Raw genomic sequence first — 23,039 nt, 5'->3', positions numbered from 1 at the left:
TCAATTGCTCCGGTAGAGGTAGTCGCGGCTGAGCGGGACGGCACCATGCGCCTTGGCCAGTTGCATCTGAAACACCACCTGCCGCCCAAGGCGGAAGGTCAATTCACTGGCCAACAGGTAATAGCGCCACATGCGGCAGAACCTTTCGTCATATAGTGCGCGCGCCTTGTCGATGTTTTGCATAAAGCGGTTGTACCAGTGGCGCAGCGTGTCAGCGTAATGCAGGCGCCAGATTTCAACGTCGGTGGGCATCAATCCGGCATTTTCGACGGCGCGCGACATCTCGGAGAGCGCCGGCACATAGCCGCCCGGAAAGATGTACTTTTGAATCCACGGGCTGGTGGTACCCGGCGGCTCGGCCCGGCCGATGGTGTGGATTAGGGCGACGCCCTCGGGCGTCAGAAGCTCGCGAATCTTGTCGAAATACTCGCGGTAATGCGGCACGCCGACATGCTCGAACATCCCGACCGACACGATGCGATCAAATTGACCGTCAACGTCGCGGTAATCCATCAGCCTGAAATCGGCGCGGTCCTCCAGCCCGGCATCCTTGGCGCGCTGCACGGCGATCTTGTGCTGCTCTTCGCTGAGGGTCACGCCGACGACCTTGGCGTCGTAATCACGCGCCAGCGTCAGGCCCATGCCGCCCCAGCCACAGCCGATATCCAGCACGCGCATTCCGGGGCGCAGCAATAGCTTGCGCGCGATATGCGCCTTCTTGGCGTCTTGCGCCTCTTCCAGGGTCATGTCCGGGCGCGGGAAGTAGGCGCAGGAATACTGTCGGTCATCGTCCAGGAACAGATCATAGAGAGCGCCCGACAGATCATAATGATGAGCCACATTCGCGCGCGAACGGGAGGCCGGATTGAATTGTGCCGCACGCCGCCCCAGATAGCGCAGCATTTCCAGCGGCCAGTGCGTTTTCAAACCACCCCGAGCCGCCATGTTGCCGATGCAAAGGCGCAAAAATCCCTCCAGATCGTCGTTCTCGATGGTTAGACGCCCGTCCACATACCCCTCGCTGATGCCCATTTTTGGCGACAGCACGATGCGTCGGGGCAGGGCCGGATCGTTCAGCGCTATTGCCACTTTGGGGCCGGGGCTCTGCCCCTCGTAGATCTGCACGTTGCCGTCCGGATAGGTTATGCTGAGGCGGCCCTGCTGGACCATATATGTCATAAAACTGTGAAGGGCCTTAATCCACATGTCGCACCTCCAATATACCAACGGCGCCTCAAATAGCGCCACAATTTACAAAGATGTCGTACGTTCCTAACGTTTGAGTATGCCATAAGGTTTCCCCTACGTCATGAAACGTTTGCCTGAATATTGAGTGTTGTAAATGCCTTCCTGCGCTTTGCGCTACCTTGGGCAATATCCCGCGCCCCTTGACTTTGGCACGCGGGCCATGTGTATCGGCCCGAAGCCAGATCAGACCAGCCCAAGCCCATTGCGCGGCGGGGCCGCCAGAGGGGATCCGCCAATGCATGCCTATCGCAGCCATACCTGCGCCGAGTTGACCAAATCAAACGTGGGCGACACCGTGCGCCTGTCGGGCTGGGTCCACCGCATCCGCGATCATGGCGGGGTTCTGTTCGTTGATCTGCGCGATCATTACGGCATGACCCAGTTGATCTGCGATCCCGACAGCCCTGTTTTCGAACAAGTCGACTCCGTGCGCAGCGAATGGTGCATCCGCATCGACGGCACGGTCAAGGCGCGCGACGACGCATTGATCAACCCCAAACTGCCGACTGGCGAGATTGAGGTTTTCATCCGCGACATCGAAGTGCTGGGCGCCTCCAAAGAACTGCCGCTGATGGTGTTCGGCGATCAGGAATACCCTGAGGAAACCCGGCTCAAGCATCGTTACCTCGACCTGCGCCGCGAGGCGATGCAGCGCAACATGACCCTGCGCAGCGACGTTGTGGCGTCCATGCGCCGCCGCATGTGGGATCAGAACTTCCGCGAATACCAGACGCCGATCATCACCGCCTCTTCCCCTGAAGGCGCGCGCGATTTTCTGGTGCCGTCGCGTCAGCATCCGGGCCAGTTCTATGCGCTGCCCCAAGCGCCGCAGTTGTTCAAGCAACTGATCATGGTCTCGGGCTTTGATAAATACTTTCAGATCGCGCCGTGTTTCCGCGACGAAGACCCGCGCGCGGACCGCTCACCGACGGATTTCTACCAGCTTGACCTCGAGATGTCCTTCGTCGAACAACAGGACGTTTTCGACACGATCCAGCCCGTTGTGCAGGGCATTTTTGAGGAATTCGGAGAGGGCCGCACCGTCGACACCGAATGGCCCCAGATCAGCTACGCCGATTCCGCGCTCTGGTATGGCACCGACAAGCCCGATCTGCGCAACCCGATCAAGATGCAGGTGGTATCCGAGCATTTCGAAGGCTCCGGCTTTGCCATCTTCGCCAAGCTGTTGGAGCAAGAGGGCACCGAGATTCGCGCCATCCCCGCGCCGGGTGGCGGGTCGCGCAAGTTCTGCGATCGGATGAATGCGTTCGCGCAGAAGGAGGGCCTGCCGGGGATGGGGTATATCTTCTGGCGGAAGCGTTCCGATGAAGACCCAACGCGGAGAAAGATAAGAGCAATGCTTGTCGGTGCTGGTGAACGCGAGGCAATGGATATTGAGGATGCAGTGCTTGCTGACGTCCAGAACCAGATCATTCGTGCTCTGAAAGATGGCAAAGATGACAGGGCAGCTTTCCTAGTTGATGCCTATTTTGGCGAACATGAAGCAGCAGGCCCGCTGGCCAAAAACATCGGCCCCGAGCGTACCGAGGAAATCCGCAAGCAACTTGGCCTCGGCGTCGGCGACGCCGCGTTCTTCCTGGGTGGCAAGCCCTCCGCGTTCGAGCGTGTGGCTGGCAAAGCGCGCGCCGAGATCGGCAATGAGCTGAAGCTGACGGATGAAAACCGCTTTGCCTTTGCGTGGATCGTCGATTTCCCGATGTACGAGGCCGATGAGGAGACGGGCAAGATCGACTTCTCGCACAACCCCTTCTCGATGCCGCAAGGGGGGCTTGAGGCGCTGCAAGGCGATCCGCTGAAAGTGCTGGGATATCAGTATGATCTGGCATGCAATGGATACGAACTGATCTCGGGTGCGATCCGTAATCACCGCCTCGATATCATGATCGCCGCGTTTGAAAAGGCAGGCTATGACGAGGCCGAAGTGCACAGCCGGTTCGGTGGCCTCGTGCAGGCATTCCAATACGGCGCGCCGCCCCACGGTGGTTGCGCGGCGGGCATCGACCGGATTGTAATGCTGCTGGCGGATGAGGCGAACATCCGCGAGGTCATCATGTTCCCGATGAACCAGCGCGCCGAAGATTTGATGATGAACGCACCCAGCGCGCCCACCTCCGATCAACTGATGGAACTGGGCCTTCGCGTCATCCCGCAAGAGTGATCGCGGCGGATTTGAGCAATTAACGGGCGAGGGCACTGCTCTCGCCCTTAGCGTTTCAGCGCGCCAAAGCCGGGTCGCTGGATACCCGCACGAGGCGTGTCAGATCGCTGAGCGACGACCTCTGCCGCCCCTCGCCATCGAAATTCGCTGGGTCCAGCCATAGGCGAAACGCTTCGTCCAGCGCGGGCCATTCAGCATCGATAGCAGCAAACCAGGCGGTATCGCGATTGCGCCCCTTGACGACCGTCGCCTGCCGAAAAACCCCCTCATAGCTCAGGCCCAACCGCTCAGCCGCGCGGCGCGAGGGCAGGTTCAGCGCGTCGCATTTCCATTCATAACGTCTGTATCCGGCCTCAAATGCCCATTTCATCATCAGATACATCGCTTCGCTCGCGGCAATCGTGCGCTGAAGCTGCGGTGCCATGGCGATATAGCCGACCTCAATCGACCCGGCGCCCGGCTTGATACGCAGGAACGAGGCAAAGCCACCGTAAGCCTCGCGGGCGATGTCATAGATTGCGAAAAAGACGTAGTCGGGCGACGCGGTCACGTCCCGCATCCAGCGATGGAACTGCGCGGACGAGGCGAACGGCCCGGCAGGCATGTAATCCCAGACCTCATCATGACCGTCAAAAGCCTGAAAGAGCAGTGCGGCGTGCGCCTCGGCATCCAGCGGCTCCAGCCGGACATTACGCCCGTCAAGGTGCAGATCGACAGGCGCGGGCGGCGGGGTCCAGCCCTCTACCTCAGGGCCGCGCGGGCGGGGATCGCTCATCTGGGGTCTCGCTTTCTTGGGTGGGGCCATCATAAGCGCCACCTGCCACAGGGAAAGCGGTTTTTTAGAGTGTGAGCCGTGGATTGGGCCCCATCTCGCGGCCGGGAAACACGTCCTGCTCCAGCGCGGCGATGTCGGGGCCGCAAAGGCCCGCATATAACACTATAAAGCAGGCCCGCAACTTAGCATCAGGACTAGTGCAGCCTCGACGTCACATCGCCGCCCGACTTGCCAGCCGCTCCTGCACGAGGCCGGCCACCTGCGCGATGCGTGAATTGAGCGCCGCACCGCCGCGTCGCTGCGCGATCAATGCGTCGGCTGCCTGTGCCAGCTGCGCGTCGTCCGCCGCGCGTGCGACGCCGCCCAGAAACTGCGCGATATAGTCCAGCACCGGGCCTTCGGAATGCTCATCCAGGAGGTTCGAGACATGCGCCATGTCGTCGCGGTAAGCCAGCGGGTCGGGGCGCACATCCTCATTGCGCACAATGCGCGGACCGTGCGGTTGACGTTCCTCAGGCAGGGTGGCGAGGATGGTCTGCTGAAAGACGCCGAGATTGGTTAGCGGCTTGGCCAGAAATCCGTCTGCACCCGCCGCGATCGCGCCGTCTTCGGCGCCGTCCATGCCGCTGGCACCGACGATCGAGGTCACGCGCGGGGTGGCGGATGACAATTCGGCAATCAGGTCGAGACCTGAACCATCGGGCAGGCCCAGATCGATGATCACCACTGAGGGCCGATAGACCTGCAAGTGTCGCCGCGCCGAGCGCAGGCAATCCGCGCGTCGGATCCGCGCGCCCGAATGAAGGCACATCAGCCGCATTGCGTCGCAGGCGTAAAGGCTGTCTTCGACCACCAGAACGGTCATGCCCAGTAGCGGGCGCGCAGCGGTGGGATTGGTGATGGGGGTCAGTGCGGGCAGATCGTCCATGCTAGTTTCTCCTGTTGGCAGCATCTCTGACAACAGCGTTACGCAGAGTTGGCTAACGCAGGGTTAACATCTACGGCGAAATTTCGGGGCCGTGCTCGCGGCGTGCACCCATGCGACGTCGCGCCGCTTGCCAGCGCCGCGCGCGCGCCGCATAACGGGGCTTAGCATTGATCAAAGCCATAGAATAAAGGACCTGCCATGATCGGACGCCTCAACCACGTCGCCATTGCCGTGCCCGACCTCGCTGCCGCGATGGCACAATATAGCGGTGCTTTAGGCGCCGAAGTGGGCGCGCCGCAGGACGAACCTGACCACGGAGTGACAGTCGTTTTCATCGAATTGCCCAATACCAAGATCGAATTACTTTACCCGCTGGGCGATTCCAGCCCGATTCGCGGCTTTCTGGACAAGAACCCGTCGGGTGGTATTCATCATGTCTGCTACGAGGTCGACGACATTGCCGCCGCGCGCGATCGGCTGATCGCAAGCGGTGCACGCGTGCTGGGCGATGGCAGCCCCAAGATCGGTGCGCATGGCAAGCCGGTCCTGTTCCTGCATCCCAAGGATTTCAACGGATGCCTCATCGAGTTGGAGGAAGTCTAATGGGTCCCGTCACCGGTGTGGTTCTTTATGTAGTCATCTGGGTGATGACATTTTTCGTGGCGATTCCGATTCGCCTTCAGACGCAGGGAGAGGCCGGTAATATCGTGCCCGGCACCCATCACGGATCGCCAGAAAATCACAATCTGAAGAAAAAGGCGTGGATCACCACAGCCGTGGCTCTGGTCATCTGGGCGCTGGTCGCTTGGATCATCCTGACGGGCCGGATCACGCTGGCCGATATCGACCTCTTTACCCGGTTCGGCCCTGGCCCGGTCGAAGAGCGTGGACTAGGTGGGTAAAGGTCGCAGCGCCCAGGATTGGGATCACCAGATTAACCAGCGGGATCGATAGTGGGATCGCCATCAGCACGCCGGCGCCCCAGATACGCAGCCAGTGGCGCCTCCGCAAATCGCGTGCGCCCGCCCGGCCAAGACGCCGCATCGCCGCCAGTTGGAAATACTCGCGCCCCAGCAGAAATCCGTTAAGCGCCCAGAAGATCGCGAAAGCGCCGAAGGGCAGCGCGATATAGAGGATCAGCGCCAACAGGTTCGCACCGATCAGCACCCCCAGAAAACCGAGCGTATCGCGGATGGTGTCCATCCAGGGCATCCGCGGCACCGGCGGCAGATCGGGATAATGGCGCGCCTCGACCGCCGCTGCCACATCGTCCAAAAACAGCCCGGTGATCGCCGTGGCGACCGGCACCATCAGGAAAATCGACATCACCATCATCGCCACCAGACTGGTCCAGCCTAGCAGGTCATCGAGCCAACGCACCTCGCCGACCCATGGCAACGACACCGCCTCACCGGTCAGCCATGATATCATGAGCAGGACGATGGCATAGACCGCAAAGAGCAGCGCAACCGTCAGCGCGACCCCCAGTATCAACACGCGGCGAAAGCGCGGATCACCCATCTGGCTCAGCGCCTTGGTAAAGCTGGAAAAAATCACTCTGCCACCCAAGTTGTGATCGCCGCAATGTCGGGGCGGGGACGTTCGGGCGGGGCCGTGGTTTCCGTGCCGATATGGATAAAGCCCGCGATCCGTTCGTTCGGCGCGAGGTCCAGTGAGCCTTCGGTAAAGCCGCGGTCATGGCTGGGCCACCCGCTGAGCCAGTTCGCGCCCCAGCCCGAGGCAAGCGCGGCGTTCAAGAGCGCGAGGCAAACAGCGCCAGTGGAGTAGGTCTGTTCAATGGCGGGGATCTTGGGCGAGGGGCGCTGTACCTCGATCACGGCGACGGCCAGATGTGCGTCGGTAAACTGCTTTTGCGCCTTGGCAATGGCCTCGCCGTCGTGTCCTTTGGCACCCGAGCAGCGCGGAACCGATTGCGCCAGCCGCAAGAGCGCAGCGCGCTCCAGCACGACAAAGCGCCACGGCTCCAGCTTGCCGTGATCGGGGCTGCGCGCGGCCATTTCCAGCATCGGGATCAGCGCGGCGCGATCCGGCACGGGCAGGCCCAGCGTCTTGGCTGGGCGCGAACGGCGGGTGGCCAGGAAATTCAGCACATCGGGGCGGGGGGTCGGCATGGCAAGGCTCCGGATCGGGACTACGTGCCCTATGTCGTGCCGCATTCGGGCGGGGTCAAGGGCGGGTCGTGCCAGGTACCCGGGTATAGACCCCCTCGGGCAGGTTCAGCGCCGCGCCCAGATCGCGCAATTGCGACATAGACAGTGTGACGGTCCGCGTCTCGCCCAGCCGCGCATCGAATTGGCGGATCGTGACGCATTCCTCAAAGGCCTCGATCACCACATCCTCCTGCAAGGGTGCCGCGCCCTCATCAACAAGAGTGATAACGGTCGCGTCGAATTCGTGCTCGATCGAGAACATGGGGCGGTCTCCGTATTGCGCGGCATGCCACCTCAATGTCGCGCGATCGGCGGCGCCTTGCAAGCGTGGTGCAATCGCTCTGGCCCTTACCTGCGGGCATGGATAAACTGCGCGCAATTGCTCTATCGGAGGTATTCCATGCGAAAGTTAACCCTGCTCTGTGTGCTGGCCCTGGCAGCTTGCGACGCGCCGCCGCAATCTTCTGGCGCGCCTTCGGGCCAACCCTCGGGTCAGGCTACGGGGCAGTCTAGCAAGAGGACGATCTCGACGCCTACGTCGTCCCAGCTGTCACAGTTCAAATCCGTCGTCGCCTCAGTCGAGCCGGTGGCTGAACGCGAGTGCAATGCGCGCACCAAGGGCATCAATTGCGATTTTCGCATCGTGGTGGATGATCGCCCCGGCCAGCGCGCGAACGCCTTTCAAACGGTCGACAAGCAGGGTCGCCCTATTTTGGCCTTTAACCTCGCGTTGATCGCTGATGTGCGCAATCGCGATGAACTGGCGTTTGTCATGGGCCATGAAGCGGCACATCACATTAATGGCCATCTGGGCCGACAGCAAAACAACGCGATGGCGGGCGCGATCCTGCTGGGTGGTCTGGCCGCGATCACCGGCGCCGGGCAGGGTGCCGTCCAGAGCGCGACCGACATCGGCGCAGGTCTGGGCGCGCGCACATATTCCAAGGACTACGAGCTGGAGGCGGACGCCCTCGGCACAATCATCACTCGGCGGGCAGGTTACGATCCGGTGCGCGGGGCCGCGTTCTTTACCCAGATAGCTGATCCTGGCGATCGTTTCCTCGGGACGCACCCGCCTAACGCAAAGCGGATCGAAACGGTCAGGCGGGTCAACGCTGGTCTGTGACCGGACCCGACATACGGCAACTGATTGGCATCGTCAGCGACCGGGGATCGAAATACGCGGTCTCCGGTGGTCCCGCCTCTTCGCGCGAAGCAGTGGATGCGTTCCTGAAAGAGCTGAAGCGAGACAAGAAATTCGCCAAGGCCACGCATAACACTTGGGCCGTCCTGCTGCCGGACGGCACCCCTCTGAAGGGCGACGATGGCGAGGCTGGGGCCGGCATGGTTATCGTGAGGATGCTTGAGCGGGCAGGACGTATCGGTGAGCTGATCGTCGTAACCCGCTGGTATGGTGGTAAACATCTGGGCGGTGACCGGTTTCGCCATGTGCAGACCTGCGTTACTGAGTGGCTGGATGCTTTTGGCGGCCAGTAAAGCGTTTTGTCACATCGCTCGATCACGACGAATTGTCAAAACGCCCACCGCACTTGAATGTCGCGCGCATTTCAAACTGGAGTTGTATCGCTGCCGAAACTCGAAACGGTTTAGCCCGGATTCGTCAGGTCCAGACTTGGTGGTGCTATCGCGCTATGGAACTGCTGCAATGGCGCCTGATATTCCCGCAAAGAAACATCCGGACGCGACCAAGACGAAGCTGTGCCAGATGGCAGTTGCAAATCGCAGCGCCTCCCATCTGTAGAACACCACCCCGGCGCTGTATAAAAGCCCACCCAGCGCGATGAGTTGCAGGCTTCCGCCCGGCAGCAAGCCGGCTAGTGGCACGAACAGCGCCAGTCCCAGCCATCCAAGCGCCAGATACGGCCAGACGCCCGTCGGCATACGTCCGCGCGCCGCCAGCAGTTTGGTCGCTGCCCCCGTGATGGCCAATGCCCAGACAAGGCCCAGCACAGCATATCCAAAAGCGGTGCCCAAAATGACGGCGAGCGGCGTAAAAGTGCCCGCAATCTTGACGTAGATCGCCGCGTGGTCCAACCGCCGCAATAACGGCCGGGCCGTCTTGCCGAAAAGGATATTGTATGCACCCGAGGCTGATAGCATAGCCAGCAACGCCGCCGAATAGATCGCCAGTGCCGTCCACAGCCCCCAGCCTGCCTGCCCCGACGCCCGGCCAAGCAGCCACGCGATTGCCGCAGCCGCAAAGACGACGCCTAGCACGTGCACTGCGCCGTCGGCGATCCGCTCGGCGCGGGTGGGGGAAGGGACGGGCATACTCATACCTTTCAGGATAGCGCTGAATTATAAAGAAATCGAAAATATTCGCATAGAGGATGCGCTGCGACTGCCATCAGTAGATGATTTGAGATTGGGCTGCGCCAAATGGCTCTGTCAGATCACGTGGTTAACTGACCCCAGAGGTCGTATTCGCCCGCCTCATCCACCTCGACCCGCACGATGTCACCAACGCTCAGATCCTCTGTCCCCTCGTCGACAAAGAGGTTGCCGTCGATTTCGGGCGCGTCGGCCTTGGTGCGGCACGTGGCGATGCCGTCCTCGTCGATGTCGTCGATAATGACGTCTTGAATCGAGCCCACTTTGGCGGCCAGCTTGCCCACGGAAATGGCCTGAGCCTTTTCCATAAAGCGATCCCAGCGCTCTTGCTTGATCTCGTCAGGCACGTGATCCGGCAGATCGTTTGAGCGCGCGCCAGCGACGTTCTCATATTGAAAACAACCTACGCGATCCAGTTGAGCCTCGTCCAACCAGTCAAGAAGGGTCTGAAATTCGGCCTCGGTTTCGCCGGGATAGCCGACGATGAAGGTGCTGCGCAGGGTGATATCGGGGCAGACTTCGCGCCATGCCGCGATCTCGTCCAGCGTCTTGGCTGCTGCCGCTGGGCGCGCCATGCGGCGCAGCACGTCGGGGTGCGCGTGCTGGAACGGAATGTCGAGATAGGGCAACACCAGCCCTTCGGCCATTAGCGGGATCAGCTTGCGCACGTGGGGGTAGGGGTAAACGTAATGCAGCCGCACCCACGCGCCCAAAGAGCCCAGATCGCGCGCCAGATCGGTGATGTGCGCGCGGTGGCCCCGATCCTCGGCATGTTTGATATCGACGCCGTAAGCCGACGTATCCTGAGAGATCACCAGCAGCTCATGGACGCCACTATCGACCAGCTTTTCGGCCTCGCGCAGCACCGCATGGGCGGGCCGCGAGGCAAGGCGGCCGCGCATATCGGGGATGATGCAGAACTTGCACTTGTGGTTGCAACCCTCGGAAATCTTTAGGTAAGAATAGTGTCGCGGGGTCAGGCGCACTGCCGATTGCGGCAGCAGGTCCACATATGGATCGGGCCGGGGCGGAACGGCGGCATGGACGGCGTCCAGCACCTGTTCATATTGATGCGGACCGGTTACGGCCAGAACGCTGGGATGCGCGCCGGTGATATAGTCCGGCTCGGCCCCGAGGCAGCCGGTGACGATCACGCGGCCATTCTCTGCCAGCGCCTCACCGATGGCACTTAGGCTCTCGGCCTTGGCTGAATCGAGAAATCCGCAGGTGTTCACAATCACCGCGTCAGCCCCGGTGTAGTCGGGTGAGATGCCATAGCCCTCGGCGCGCAGCCGTGTCAGGATACGCTCGCTGTCGACCAGCGCCTTGGGGCAGCCCAGCGATACCATGCCGATTGTCGGCTGGCCGTCGCGTTTGGGACCGGGTGTCAGGCGCGCACGGGCAAGGTCGGGGCGCAGATCGGGGGGATTGGTGCTCATCCGCGCGATATAGACGACGCGGAGGCCGCGCAAAAGGGGCAAACTATTGCGGGGGCAACGGACCGGCCCTAGAATGAGGCGCAAAAGGCGGCAGTAGCGCACGCCAAGGCAATGAGGCTGCACATGAAATTCCTCCTGAAAGTCCTCGGTTTCGTGCTGATCGCAGTGATCCTCGCGGTCGGCGCGCTGTTTTTCCTACCCGGCGAGCGGATCGCACGCATCGCGGCCGAGCGGATCAGCGCCATGACAGGGCGCGAGGTCACAATGACGGGGGACACGTCAATCAGCTTTTATCCCGTGCTCGGTATCAGCACTGGCAAGACGACCATCGCGACCGCTGATTGGGCCGAGGGTGGCCCGATGCTGACTGCTGACAGCCTCAAGGTGGGCGTCGATCCCGTCGCGCTGATTGGCGGTGAGGTGCGCATCACGGGCCTCGAGGTTGCCAACCCGCGCATCGTGATCGAGCGTGACACAAACGGGCGCGGCAACTGGGAAATCGGCGTCGCTGGCGTCGCTACAACCGGGCAGGGCACAGGCGCACAGAGCACGCCCAAGGCCAAGTCAAACGCGCTGTCGCTGACACTGGACCGCGCGCTGATCACTGATGCTTCGGTTCTTTATATCGACCACCAATCCGGCACGCGGCAGGAAATGTCAGGCGTTGACGTGGATGTTCGCTGGCCCAATTACAGCGGCGAGGCGAATTTCGACGTGGTCTTGCGCCCCGCCGGGCAGGACGTGCGCATCGCGGGCCGCATAGACAATTTCGGACCCTTCACCGAAGGCGCGGTATCCCCGCTCAAGGTGACTGTCTCGACCGGCGGAGGCACGCTTAGCATTGATGGCCGGGCCAGCACGGCCCCGCAGCTGGACGGAACGATGAGCGCCGAGATCGCCAGCACTTCGCGCTTTCTGGGCGCGCTGGGCCTGCCTGCGGTCGAAATCCCCGAGGGGCTGGGCCGCGAAGTCACCGCCAAGGCGCAGCTGACCGTGACCGAGGACCTGCGTGTGTTCCTGCGTGACATGACGCTGGGACTGGGCGGCAACACATTGACCGGGGCGATGGACATTGCCACAGGCGGCAAGCGCCCGCGCATCACCGCGCAACTGAATGCCGGCGCGCTGGACCTGAGGGGCCTCACGGGCAGTAAAAGCGGCGGTGATGGTGGGGGCAGTGGCGGCGGCACGGCGCAGCAATCGACCTCAGGCGGCTGGTCCAAGGCGCCGATCGACGCCAGCGCGCTTAGCGCGGCGGATGCCAACATATCGCTGACCGCTTCCAGCATAGATTTGGGGCAGTTCGAGTTTGGTCAGGCGAATGTCCTGCTGACCATTGATGCGGCCCGCGCGGTCGCGCAGCTCAAGCAGCTGGACGGTTATGGCGGCACGCTTACCGGCCAGGTTGTCGCGAACAACCGTTCGGGCCTGTCTGTCGGCGGCGATCTGGCCGCGCGCGGCATCGACATGGAGCGTTTCCTGAGCGACGCCGCAGGCGTCACCCGCTTTGCCACCACCGGCACCGCCAGCCTCGATTTTCTGGGTGTTGGCCAGTCTGTGCACGCGATCATGAACAGCCTCAGCGGCAATCTGAAGCTGGCCACCGGTAGCGGCGTCATCAGCGGGTTTGACCTAGATCGTTTGATGCGCACGGGCGACGGCAGCGGCGGCACGACCGTCTTTGACCAAATGGCCGCGAGCTTTGCGATCAAGGACGGCAATATGCGCGGCGACGACCTCAAGATGTCGATGCCACTTGCCACGGCTACCGGCAAGGGCCGCATCGGCCTTGGCGCGCGCGATATCGACTACCTCTTTACCCCGGTCCTCCTGCAAGGCGAAAACAGCCGTGGTCTGGCTATTCCGGTCAGTATCAAGGGGCCATGGTCCAATCCCAAGATCCGCCCCGATTTGGAAAAGGCCATCGACCTGAATTTCAAGGAAGAGCGCAAGAAGTTGGAGAAGAAAGCCCGCGAAGAGGTCGACAAAGAGATCGACAAATTCGTTCAAAAAGAGCTGGGTGTGACGGTCGACGAGGGTCAGTCCGTCGAGGATGCGCTGAGGGATAGGGTCAAGGGCAAGGCCGCCAAAGAGCTGTTTAAGCTATTCGAGTGATCGGGCGCAAGGCTTTCATTGTTCCCCAAAATACTCGCGCCGCAGGCATCCCACCGCAAATAAAAAAGCCCCACCAGATTGATCATCCGGCGGGGCCTCTCTTTCAGATACCAATGCCTCTAGCGGCGTCGGTCGCGACGCGCGCTCATCGGCTGGAACGCCACGCCCACATGCGCCTCACAGTAAGGCTTGCCCGCCTGCACCGTCAGACCGCAGAACCAGAAATCGTCGGTCGCGGGATCGCCGACCGGCCATTTGCAGGTGCGAGATGTAAGCTCCATCAGCGACAGCCTTTTCGCCTTTTTCTCGACTTCGCTGACCTTTGCCAACGCCTTCGGGTCGATCTCATTGGTTGAGGGCTGGGGTGGCAAGGGCTGGCCCGCCGGGATGATTGGCTTGATCCGGGTCACCACCGGGGCGGGGGCCGCTTCCTCGGGTTCGGGCTGCGGCGCGGCCTTGGCGGCGGGTTTTGGCGCGGCAGCCTTGCCTGCGGGTTTCGCGGCGGCCTTGGCCGGGCTCTTGGTTGCGGCCTTGGGTGCCTTGCCTGCATCGGGCTGCGCGCTGGCACCTGACGCAGCGGCGCTGCCTGCGCCACCATTGCGGTTCGACAGGCCAAGGCGGTGCACCTTGCCGATCACTGCGTTGCGGGTGACGCCGCCCAATTCCTTGGCGATCTGGCTAGCAGACTGGCCCTCGCCCCACATTTTCTTTAGCGTCTCGACGCGTTCATCGCTCCAGGACATGGCCTGTTCCTACTACTTGGAACGCGCACCATAGGGCACGGCGTCCCGCAAATTTCCTGAGTGCCCTATTCTAATCACTCACGCCTGAGTTACAAGACGTCGAATCGGACCCTGTGCCACGGCCCATGTCGGGCGCTGATGGCCTGGTAAATAACTTGTCGACAATTTCAGGAGGCTGACATGCACGATTTCGCCGATATGGGCACGCGCCGTTTCGGGCGCGTCAACTGGCTGGGTCTCGCCACACTCTGCTCGCGCGAGATCCAGCGCTTTATGGCGGTCTGGACGCAGACCTTGCTAGCGCCGCTGGCCACCGCCGGATTGTTTCTGGTGATTTTTACAATTGCGATCGGGCCGACGCGCGGCGACGTGATGGGCGTGCCGTTCACTGAGTTCATCGCGCCAGGCATCCTGATGATGACGGTGATTCAGAACGCCTTTGCCAACACGTCCTCATCCCTCGTTATCGGCAAGGTGCAGGGTAACATCGTCGACACGCTTATGCCGCCCCTCAGCCCTGCCGAGTTGGTTGTCGGCTACCTTGTTGGTGGCATCGGGCGTGGAATGGTCGTGGCGGTGGCGATATCGTTGGGGCTGGCGATCTTTCTGGGAATCTTTCCGCAGCACCCTCTGATGCTGCTGGGCTATGTCATCCTTGGCTCGGCGTTCATGGGCGCTGTCGGTATCCTTGCGGGCATTTTCGCCAACAAGTTCGACCAGATGGCCGCGATCACCAACTTCATCGTGACACCCCTCGCGTTCCTGTCGGGCACGTTCTACTCGGTCGAAGCCTTGCCGCCCGTGCTGAGGGCGATTACGTATTTCAATCCGATCTTTTACCTGATCGACGGCCTGCGCTATTCGATGCTGGGGGTCTCGGACAGCTCGCCCGCACTGGGCGCGGCGGTGGCGTTCGCCTCGACGCTGGCGGTCGCAGGCATCGCGCTGGCGATGTTCACGCGGGGTTACCGGCTAAAGGCGTAAGCACCCCCCGATTGACAGGCGCGCGCCTGTCGGTCACTCCTTGCGGCCTGATCCAGAGGAAATGCCGCCATGATCCCGTCCGTTCTGCCCACCTATAATCGCACCCCGCTCAGCTTCGTCAAGGGTGAGGGCGCATGGCTGATCGAGGCGGATGGACGACGCTTTCTGGATCTGGGCGCGGGCATCGCGGTCAACGCACTGGGCCACGCGCACCCCGCGCTGGTCGCGGCGCTGACGACGCAGGCGCAGCAACTGTGGCACACGTCGAACCTCTATAATATCCCGGCCCAGCAGGAACTGGCTGACCGGCTGGTCGAGGCCACGTTCGCTGACACCGTGTTTTTCACCAATTCCGGCACCGAGGCCTGCGAACTGGCGGTAAAAATGGCGCGGCGCCATTTCCACGACGCGGGCCAGCCAGAGCGTAACCAGATCATTGCGTTCGAGGGCTCGTTTCATGGCCGCTCTGCCGCTGGGATCGCTGCCGCCGGATCGGAGAAAATGACCAAGGGCTTCGGCCCGCTTCTGCCGGGCTTCGTTCATCTGCCATGGGGTGATCACGACGCGCTGAGTGCCGCCATCACAGATAAAATCGCCGCCGTCCTGATCGAGCCGGTGCAGGGCGAAGGCGGCATTCGAACGCTCCCTGACGCCTGCCTCAAAGGCCTGCGCGATCTGTGCGATCAGCACGGCATCCTCATGATCCTCGACGAAGTGCAATGCGGCATGGGCCGCACCGGCCGCCTTTTTGCGCATGAATGGGCCGGGATAGAGCCCGATATCATGATGGTCGCCAAGGGCATCGGCGGCGGCTTCCCCCTTGGCGCGGTTCTTGCGACCGAACATGCCGCCGCGGCGATGGTCGCTGGCACGCATGGCTCGACCTATGGTGGCAACCCGCTGGCCTGCGCAGTTGGCAATGCCGTGATGGCCGAGATCGCGAATGAGGATTTCCTGCAAGGCGTCCGTGCCCGCGCGGGTTACATGCGCCAGCGGCTCGAAGCGCTGGTTGCCGCCCATCCGGACATCTTTGAGGCCGTGCGCGGTACCGGCCTGATGCTGGGTCTTAAATGCAAGGTGGCGAATACCGACGTGCTCAATGCCTGCTACACCCAACAGTTGTGCACTGTGCCCGCCGCAGACAACGTCCTGCGCCTGCTGCCCCCGCTTAACATCACCGAGGCCGAGATCGCCGAGGCACTTGATCGTCTCGACAAGGCCGCGACTGCGCTTTCTTCTAGCTGAACCTATCCTTAGGGGGTCCGGGGGTAAAAGCCCCCCGTCGCTGCCGCCTGCAAACGGAACCAACCCTATGAACCATTTCCTTGATATCCACAAAACCGACCCCGCCGCTCTGCGCGCCATCATCGACAGCGCGGCTGCGATGAAATCCGCGCGGCAAGGTCGCTCGCGCGGCGCACCCGACGACGATCAGCCTCTGGCGGGCCAGATGGTCGCGCTGATATTCGAGAAACCATCGACGCGCACGCGGGTCAGCTTTGACGTGGGCGTGCGGCAAATGGGCGGGCAGACGATGCTGCTCTCGGGGCGGGAAATGCAGCTGGGCCACGGCGAGACGATCGCCGATACTGCCCGCGTCCTTAGCCGCTATGTCGATCTGATCATGATCCGCACGTTCGATGAATCCGTGCTGATCGAGATGGCCGAATATGCCGACGTGCCGGTCATCAACGGTCTGACAGACCGCACGCATCCCTGCCAGATCATGGCCGATATCCTGACATTTGAGGAGCATCGCGGCCCGATCAAGGGCAAGAAGGTCGTCTGGTCCGGCGACGGCAACAATGTCTGCGTGTCCTTTTTGCATGCGGCGGGGCAGTTCGGGTTCGACATGACCTTTACCGGCCCCGCGCAACTGGATCCCGAGGAGGAATTCATCGGCCTTGCGCGCAAGGCGGGCGTGCGCATCAATATCGAGCGTGATCCCCACAAGGCTGTCGAGGGCGCCGATCTGGTCGTTACCGACACATGGGTTTCGATGCATGACAGCCAGTCCGCCAAGGAGCGGCGCCACAACATGCTGCGCGCCTATCAGGTGAACGAGGCGTTGATGGCCTCGGCCAAGCCCGACGCGCTGTTCATGCACTGCCTGCCTGCCCATCGCGAGGAAGAGGTGACCAGTGCCGTCATGGACGGCGCGAACTCGGTCGTCTTTGACGAGGCCGAAAACCGCCTTCACGCGCAAAAGGCAGTCATACGCTGGTGCCTCGGCTTCTAGGGCGGGTGCGGGCCTTGCAAATATTGAGGTGCGGGGCCTAGGCTGCGCGCAGAAACCGCAGGAGGCGACATGGCGCGCAAGGCACAGATCGGCGTGTACGGATTGGGCACTATGGGCAGTGCGCTGGCGCTGAACATGGCCGAGCAGGGCATCGAGGTGGCTGTCTCTAACCGCGAGGTCGATTGGATCGGCGCTTTCCTCTCCGAGGCCGGGTCGCTGGCCGGACATCTGCATCCGCATGAGACGCTTGAGGGCTTTGTCGACGATCTGGCGCAGCCGCGCGTCATTCTCTTCATGATCCCGTCGGGCGCACCGATGGACGCAATGATCGAGGCCGTCGCGCCGCTGCTCGCCCCCGGCGACACGATCATCGACGGCGGCAATGCCGATTTTCACGCCACGCGCCGCCGCAGCGCCGATCTGGCCCGCCGCGATATCCATTTCGTCGGAATGGGGGTGTCGGGTGGCGAGGCGGGTGCACGCCATGGCCCCTCGATGATGGTCGGCGGCACCGATCATAGCTGGCAGCAGTTGAAGCCGATCCTCACTGCCATCGCCGCGCGCTATGAGGGCGATCCTTGCGTCGCGCATCTGGGCCCCGACGGGGCGGGGCATTTCGTCAAGACCGTCCACAACGGCATCGAATATGCCGACATGCAGGTCATCGCCGAGATTTACGGCCTCATGCGCTATGGCCTCGTGCGCGACCCGCATAGCATCGGCGAGGTCTTTGCGCGCTGGAACAACGGCCCGCTGCGCTCTTATCTGGTCGAGATTACCGGCAAGGCGCTGGGCTACGATGACCCCGCGACCGGCCATCCTGCAGTCGACGTCATCAAGGACGCTGCCGGGCAGAAAGGCACCGGGCGCTGGACCGTGATCGAGGCGGTCAGGCTGGGCCAGTCCGCCAGCATGATTGATGCTGCCGTCGCGGCGCGCAGTTGGTCGTCGGAAAAGAACACCCGCGTTCAGGCTGAGGCCATTCTGGGCGGGGACCGCTCGGTGCTGGATCTGGGCGAGGATGTTCTCGAGAATGCATTTTTAGCCGCGCGTATTCTCAGCTACGCGCAGGGCTTTCGCATTCTGGATGCAGCCAGCGCCGCATATGACTGGACGCTCGACTTCGCGCGGATCGCGGAGATATGGCGCGCCGGCTGCATCATCCGCTCGGCCCTTCTGGACGATATTTCGGAGGCGTTCGGTGCCGACATGACGGGTGGGCAGTTGATCCTTGCGCCCGCAATGGCCGCGCAGCTTGAGCGTACTATTCCGGCGCTGCGCCGCGTTCTGGCAGCAGCGATCGCCGGAGGGCATGCCGTGCCCGCCATGGCGGCGGCCATCGGTTGGTACGACACGATGCGACAGGGGCGCGGGACGGCCGACATCATTCAGGCACAGCGCGATTTCTTTGGCCATCACGGGTATGAGCGGCTGGGTGAGGACGGGGTGCACCATGGTCCGTGGTGGGAGTAGTCCTGCTGCCGTAGCACCCAGTATCTCGTTTCAGATTTTGAGTATTTGAAGAACAATGAAAGTGCGGGTCCACGTTACTTGCGCGGTTTGGTGCGTAGTGTGGGGTCGGCTTGGCTGGGGTCTTCGGGCCAAGGGTGGCGCGGGTAACGGCCGCGCATGTCGCGCCGCACATCAGCGTAGGAACTGGCCCAGAAGCCGGGTATGTCGAGCGTCGTCTGAACAGGTCTGCCTGCTGGCGATAGCAAGGTGACGCGCAGGGGGGTGCGCCCGACCATGGGGTGGGTGGTCTGACCAAACATCTCTTGCAGGCGCAGCTGGATTTCGGGCGGATTGGTGCCATAGTCGATCGGGATGCGTCGGCCAAGCGGGGTGGTGAAATGCGGCGGGGCCAGTGTGTCCAGCGCTTGCATCGCATTCCAGTCCAGCTGGGCGCGCAGGGCCTCCAGCATGTCAAAGCGGCGCCATTCCTGCGCGGATTTCACGCCGCCTAGGAACGGGAGAAGCCATTCCTCCAGCCGCTCAATGAGAGAGGATTCCGACAGGTCAGGCAGATCCATGCCGTCCTCGCGCCCCAATGCCACGCGTGCGGCAAAGCGGCGGGCGGCATCGCTCCAGATCAGGCCGATTTCGCGTACACCGTCCAGCATGGCACGCGCGATTTCAGCGTTGGGCGCATCTTTCCATTGGCGGTCCTCCAGCACCAGAGCGCCAAATTGCTCCTGCTGGCGGGCCAGAACGCGCCCCTCGCGGCGCGACCATGCGCAGGTATCGTGCCATGCGATCTGGTCTGCGTAGAGACTGCGCAGCCCTGCATCAGGCAGGGCGATGGCCTGCCTGATGCGCGCCTCGCGCGGGTTGCCATCGGTATCGGTCACCACAATCAGGCGCTGGCCTGCCAGCGTGTCGGCGGCGTCAAGAATCGCGCCCTTGCCCCCCGACAGCAGGTAGCGCGGCGCGTCGCCGGGGCGGCGCAGGCCGATGCGGTCGGGATAGGCGAGGGCGGCCATTTCGGCATCTGAAAAGGTGCCACTCTTGCCCCCCTTCGCTGCATTGCGCAGGCGACGCGCCTCTTGCAGGATGCGTTGCAGGACGGCGCGGCTGGGCGGGTAGGGGTGCTGGCCCTTGGGCTGACGGATCACCTTGAGCCGCAGAGTCAGATCGACGGGGGCGGCGCGCGGCAGCGGATCACGCTCGGACAAAAGCGCGGCGAGGGGGGCAGCGTCCGGTCCGGCCAGAGCCAGCATATGCGCGAGGCGCGGATGCAGCGGTAGCGCGGCGAGGGCGCGGCCATGCGCGGTGATATGCCCGGCGTTGTCCAGCGCGCCGAGCATTGCCAGCAGCGCCTGCGCCTCGCCGTAGCTGCCCGTATTTGGCTGAGTGAGCAGCGGCATCTGATCGGGGGTTGCGCCCCAGAGGGCCAGTTCCAGCGCCAGCGGGGCGAGGTCCGCAGCCTCGATTTCCGCCGGGGGGAAGGCGGGCAGCGCGCCTTCTTCGCCACGCGTCCAGAGGCGATAGCAGGTGCCGGGTGCGACGCGGCCTGCGCGACCCTGCCGCTGGGTCGCCTCGGCGCGTGAGACAGGCTCGGTCACGAGGCGCGCCATGCCCGAGCCGGGATCAAAGCGTGCGCGCCGGGCGCGGCCGCCGTCGATGACGACGCGAATATCCTCGATCGTCAGGGACGTCTCGGCGATGGAAGTGGCCAGCACGATCTTGCGTCCGTCTTTGGACGGGGCGATGGCGGCGCGCTGGGCGGTAAAATCCATTGCGCCGAAGAGGGGCCGGATTGTGCAATCTGCCGGTACGCGGGGGGCCAGCAACGCCTCAACCCGCCGGATTTCGCCCTCGCCGGGGAGGAAGACCAGCACGCCGCCGGTCGTCTCGCCAAGCGCCTCGCAGGTCAGATCCGCCAGTGCCGCCTCGAATCGCTGGGCCTTGGGTAGGGGGCGATCCAGCCAGCGCGTTTCCACCGGAAAGGCGCGCCCTTCGGAGGTGATCAGCGGTGCATTGTCCATCAGCGCAGCGACGGGCGCGGCATCCAATGTGGCGGACATGACCAACAGATGCAGATCAGGGCGTAGCGCGCCTGCAATTTCGAGGCAAAGCGCGAGGCCCAGATCGCCATCAAGGCTACGCTCGTGAAACTCATCAAAGATCACGGTACCGATGCCGCGCAACTCAGGGTCCGACTGGATACGGCGGGTTAGAATGCCGGTCGTGACCACCTCGATCCGGGTGGCATTCGACACGCACGCTTCGCCGCGCACGCGGTATCCGACAGTCTCGCCCACCTTTTCGCCCAGCGTTTGTGCCATCCGCTCGGCTGCGGCGCGCGCGGCCAGACGACGTGGCTCCAGCATGACGATCCGACCGGTAGTCAGCCCGGCCTCGAGTAGCGCCAGCGGCACGCAAGTCGTTTTGCCCGCGCCGGGCGGGGCCTGCAATACGGCGCGGCCATGGGTGCGCATTGCGTCCAGAAGGCGCGGCAGGGCCTCGTTGATGGGCAAATCGGGGGGCACTTATTCGCGTATCATCTCGGCGGTGCCATAGCTGGAGCGGACCGATAGCGCCTGCGCCTGCATCAGCGCGCCTTGAGGCGCGTAGGTGACTGAAAAGGGATAGACGGTCTGGCGCTTCATCTCGGACGCTGAGAACCCGGCGAGGCGCGTGTAGACGCCTATGCAGGTGACGCGCCCGTCCGCCTCACGGCGCGCCGTCATGGCGAGTGAGGCGCGCCGCTGCCCGTCAAAGATGACCACGCTGTAGCGGCAGAGCCCCTCGCCGGGGCGGTCCCGCATCACGCCATAAAGCCCGGTCAGCGGATCAACCGTGCCCGTCTGGGCCGCCGGGTCCAGAGCATCCGCATCGTTGGCCACTTCGGCGGCGACGCTGCCGCCGGTGATGCGTGGGGTGCCGTCCTTATAACGCAGTTGCGCGGTCGAGCGGCGGCTGCCGGTGTCGATCTGTTCATCATAGGCGCTCGGGGCGAGGTGGCCCTTTGCGGAGCGTCCCTTCGCGCTAAGGCGAAAACCGGCGTCGACGATTCGCCCGACGCCGGTAGTGGCAAAGGCCGACGTGACGGCATAGGCGTCGCCGTCCTCGCGCGCTGCCAGCTGCATCTTGCCCACAGGCAGGCCCAGCAGTCGCACGTCGTATACCGCGCGCGCTTCCTGCGCGGGTGCCGCGCCGGCGATGAAGGCGAGGGCCGTGGTCAGGCTTAGGGCCAGGGCGGTCGGGGCGGCAATGCGCATTGCTAAGTCTCCGGTAATGCGAATGTCGTGGCCGCACTGGACAAGCCCCGGCGCGGCGCGGCATGAAGACATGCAGACGGGCGAAAGGACGAGGGCGACCATGACCATCGACATTGCACAGCTTGAGCGCGGGATTGTCAAAGGGGATCGGCGCGCCCTGTCGCGCGCGATCACTCTGGTCGAAAGCTCGCGGCCCGATCACCGCGAGGCGGCGGCGCAATTGATCGAGGCGCTCAAGGGCGAGGGTGGCGTGGCACGGCAGGCGCTGCGCATCGGCCTCTCGGGCACGCCGGGGGTGGGCAAATCGACTTTTATCGAGGGATTCGGCGGGATGCTGACCGCACAGGGGCTGCGTGTGGCGGTCCTTGCTGTCGATCCCAGTTCAGCGCGCTCGGGCGGCTCGATCTTGGGTGACAAGACGCGGATGGACCTGCTCAGCCGTGATCCAAACGCCTTTATCCGCCCGTCGCCCAGCCAGACGCATCTAGGCGGCGTCGGACGCCGCTCGCGCGAGGCAGTGGCGCTGTGCGAGGCAGCGGGCTTTGACGTGGTGCTGATCGAGACGGTGGGGGTGGGCCAGTCCGAAACAGTAGTGGCCGAAATGGCCGATATATTCGTCCTGCTGCTAGCACCTGCCGGCGGCGACGAGTTGCAGGGCGTCAAGCGTGGCATCATGGAAATCGCAGATATCATCCTGATCAACAAGGCCGATGGTGATCTGAAAACGGCGGCACGCCGCACCTGCGCCGACTATTCTGGTGCCTTGCGCTTGTTGCGCAAACGCCCGCAGGATCCGGAGGGATTCCCCAAGGCGATGATGGTCTCGGCCCTCGAAATGGGGGGGCTGAGCGATGCTTGGGACGAGATGCAGACGTTGATCGAATGGCGGCGAGAGAATGGCCATTGGGATGCGCGCCGCGCGGGGCAGGCACGCTATTGGTTCGAAGAGGAAGTGCGCCAAGGGCTGCTGGCGCAACTGGCCACCGCTGACGCCCGCGCGGCGATGCGCGAACTGGGCATTGAGGTCGCCGAGGGGCGCACGACGCCCGCCATCGCGGCGCGTGCCGTGCTAGACCGGATCGGCGCGCGCAATGGTGCACTGGACCGTCCGGGAGAGTGAATCGCGCTGCCCCTCCAGCGCGATG

General features: G+C 63.2%; 22 protein-coding genes. 11 read left to right on the top strand and 11 right to left on the bottom strand.

Annotated features, from left to right (window positions below; genetic code table 11):
* The gene (locus U3654_RS09495) at window positions 1–1,206 is read right to left on the bottom strand and encodes a cyclopropane-fatty-acyl-phospholipid synthase family protein (protein WP_324755096.1); all 1,206 of its coding nucleotides are present in this window, start codon (window positions 1,204–1,206) and stop codon (window positions 1–3) included.
* A gap of 277 nt (window positions 1,207–1,483) precedes the next feature.
* On the opposite strand from U3654_RS09495, the gene aspS reads away from it, so the two are divergent.
* On the top strand, window positions 1,484–3,427 hold the full coding sequence (gene aspS, locus U3654_RS09490) for an aspartate--tRNA ligase (RefSeq protein ID WP_324755095.1): 1,944 nt from the start codon (window positions 1,484–1,486) through the stop codon (window positions 3,425–3,427).
* Between the two features lie 55 nt (window positions 3,428–3,482).
* Here the strand turns inward: aspS and U3654_RS09485 are convergent, their stop codons facing one another.
* Window positions 3,483–4,202: a GNAT family protein gene (locus tag U3654_RS09485; RefSeq protein WP_324755094.1), complete on the bottom strand. Its 720-nt coding sequence runs from the start codon at window positions 4,200–4,202 to the stop codon at window positions 3,483–3,485.
* A 211-nt stretch (window positions 4,203–4,413) separates the two neighbouring features.
* Window positions 4,414–5,130 (bottom strand): response regulator, encoded by a 717-nt coding sequence (locus tag U3654_RS09480; RefSeq protein WP_324755093.1) that lies wholly within the window; start codon window positions 5,128–5,130, stop codon window positions 4,414–4,416.
* Window positions 5,131–5,328: 198 nt separating this feature from the next.
* Here U3654_RS09480 and mce point away from each other — a divergent pair, with 198 nt between their 5' ends.
* Complete coding sequence (gene mce / locus U3654_RS09475; RefSeq protein WP_324755092.1) at window positions 5,329–5,733, top strand: methylmalonyl-CoA epimerase; 405 nt, start codon at window positions 5,329–5,331, stop codon at window positions 5,731–5,733.
* On the top strand, window positions 5,733–6,032 hold the full coding sequence (locus U3654_RS09470) for a DUF1467 family protein (protein WP_324755091.1): 300 nt from the start codon (window positions 5,733–5,735) through the stop codon (window positions 6,030–6,032). Before mce ends, U3654_RS09470 begins: the two co-directional genes overlap by 1 nt.
* Here the strand turns inward: U3654_RS09470 and U3654_RS09465 are convergent.
* Genes U3654_RS09465 through U3654_RS09455 form a run of 3 tightly spaced genes read right to left on the bottom strand, consistent with a single transcriptional unit; the run spans window position 5,983 to window position 7,563 of the window.
* A complete protein-coding gene (locus U3654_RS09465; RefSeq protein WP_324755261.1) occupies window positions 5,983–6,687 on the bottom strand; it encodes an EI24 domain-containing protein in 705 nt (234 codons plus the stop codon). The two genes, U3654_RS09470 and U3654_RS09465, sit on opposite strands and share 50 nt — an antisense overlap.
* Window positions 6,684–7,262, bottom strand: a complete 579-nt coding sequence (locus U3654_RS09460) for a nitroreductase family protein (RefSeq protein ID WP_324755090.1) — start codon at window positions 7,260–7,262, stop codon at window positions 6,684–6,686. Before U3654_RS09460 ends, U3654_RS09465 begins: the two co-directional genes overlap by 4 nt.
* A gap of 55 nt (window positions 7,263–7,317) precedes the next feature.
* On the bottom strand, window positions 7,318–7,563 hold the full coding sequence (locus U3654_RS09455; protein ID WP_324755089.1) for a hypothetical protein: 246 nt from the start codon (window positions 7,561–7,563) through the stop codon (window positions 7,318–7,320).
* A 138-nt stretch (window positions 7,564–7,701) separates the two neighbouring features.
* Between U3654_RS09455 and U3654_RS09450 the strand changes: the two genes are divergently transcribed.
* Together U3654_RS09450 and U3654_RS09445 are read left to right on the top strand one after the other, a co-directional pair.
* Window positions 7,702–8,427: a M48 family metallopeptidase gene (locus U3654_RS09450; protein WP_324755088.1), complete on the top strand. Its 726-nt coding sequence runs from the start codon at window positions 7,702–7,704 to the stop codon at window positions 8,425–8,427.
* 11 nt (window positions 8,428–8,438) lie between these two features.
* Window positions 8,439–8,798: a YigZ family protein gene (locus U3654_RS09445; protein WP_324755260.1), complete on the top strand. Its 360-nt coding sequence runs from the start codon at window positions 8,439–8,441 to the stop codon at window positions 8,796–8,798.
* Window positions 8,799–8,951: 153 nt separating this feature from the next.
* Here the strand turns inward: U3654_RS09445 and trhA are convergent, their stop codons facing one another.
* A complete protein-coding gene (gene trhA, locus U3654_RS09440; RefSeq protein ID WP_324755087.1) occupies window positions 8,952–9,593 on the bottom strand; it encodes a PAQR family membrane homeostasis protein TrhA in 642 nt (213 codons plus the stop codon).
* 122 nt (window positions 9,594–9,715) lie between these two features.
* Window positions 9,716–11,092 carry a 30S ribosomal protein S12 methylthiotransferase RimO gene (gene rimO / locus U3654_RS09435; protein ID WP_324755086.1) on the bottom strand — a complete coding sequence of 459 codons (1,377 nt, stop codon included), beginning with the start codon at window positions 11,090–11,092 and terminating at the stop codon, window positions 9,716–9,718.
* A 123-nt stretch (window positions 11,093–11,215) separates the two neighbouring features.
* Here rimO and U3654_RS09430 point away from each other — a divergent pair, with 123 nt between their 5' ends.
* Complete coding sequence (locus U3654_RS09430; RefSeq protein WP_324755085.1) at window positions 11,216–13,207, top strand: AsmA family protein; 1,992 nt, start codon at window positions 11,216–11,218, stop codon at window positions 13,205–13,207.
* Window positions 13,208–13,326: 119 nt separating this feature from the next.
* Here U3654_RS09430 and U3654_RS09425 read toward each other — a convergent pair whose 3' ends face one another.
* The gene (locus U3654_RS09425) at window positions 13,327–13,950 is read right to left on the bottom strand and encodes a GcrA family cell cycle regulator (RefSeq protein ID WP_324755084.1); all 624 of its coding nucleotides are present in this window, start codon (window positions 13,948–13,950) and stop codon (window positions 13,327–13,329) included.
* 180 nt (window positions 13,951–14,130) lie between these two features.
* Between U3654_RS09425 and U3654_RS09420 the strand changes: the two genes are divergently transcribed.
* The 4 genes from U3654_RS09420 to gndA all read left to right on the top strand — a co-directional run bounded on the left by U3654_RS09420 (window position 14,131) and on the right by gndA (window position 18,646).
* Entirely contained in the window at window positions 14,131–14,934 is an 804-nt protein-coding gene (locus U3654_RS09420) for an ABC transporter permease (RefSeq protein WP_324755083.1), read from the top strand.
* Window positions 14,935–15,003: 69 nt separating this feature from the next.
* On the top strand, window positions 15,004–16,179 hold the full coding sequence (locus tag U3654_RS09415) for an aspartate aminotransferase family protein (protein WP_324755082.1): 1,176 nt from the start codon (window positions 15,004–15,006) through the stop codon (window positions 16,177–16,179).
* 67 nt (window positions 16,180–16,246) lie between these two features.
* Entirely contained in the window at window positions 16,247–17,173 is a 927-nt protein-coding gene (gene argF, locus U3654_RS09410) for an ornithine carbamoyltransferase (RefSeq protein ID WP_324755081.1), read from the top strand.
* A gap of 69 nt (window positions 17,174–17,242) precedes the next feature.
* Window positions 17,243–18,646 (top strand): NADP-dependent phosphogluconate dehydrogenase, encoded by a 1,404-nt coding sequence (gene gndA / locus U3654_RS09405; RefSeq protein WP_324755080.1) that lies wholly within the window; start codon window positions 17,243–17,245, stop codon window positions 18,644–18,646.
* A gap of 74 nt (window positions 18,647–18,720) precedes the next feature.
* Here the strand turns inward: gndA and hrpB are convergent, their stop codons facing one another.
* Window positions 18,721–21,162, bottom strand: a complete 2,442-nt coding sequence (gene hrpB, locus U3654_RS09400; RefSeq protein WP_416384568.1) for an ATP-dependent helicase HrpB — start codon at window positions 21,160–21,162, stop codon at window positions 18,721–18,723.
* The gene (locus U3654_RS09395) at window positions 21,163–21,894 is read right to left on the bottom strand and encodes a DUF3108 domain-containing protein (RefSeq protein WP_324755079.1); all 732 of its coding nucleotides are present in this window, start codon (window positions 21,892–21,894) and stop codon (window positions 21,163–21,165) included. It lies immediately after the preceding gene.
* 100 nt (window positions 21,895–21,994) lie between these two features.
* Here U3654_RS09395 and meaB point away from each other — a divergent pair, with 100 nt between their 5' ends.
* Window positions 21,995–23,014: a methylmalonyl Co-A mutase-associated GTPase MeaB gene (gene meaB / locus U3654_RS09390; RefSeq protein ID WP_324755078.1), complete on the top strand. Its 1,020-nt coding sequence runs from the start codon at window positions 21,995–21,997 to the stop codon at window positions 23,012–23,014.
* Window positions 23,015–23,039: the final 25 nt, after the last annotated feature.

The sequence above is a fragment of the Roseovarius sp. Pro17 genome (assembly GCF_035599575.1).
GTDB lineage: Bacteria > Pseudomonadota > Alphaproteobacteria > Rhodobacterales > Rhodobacteraceae > Roseovarius.
Note: the sequence above shows the minus strand (reverse complement) of the source record. Positions and strands in the feature narration are given on the sequence as shown.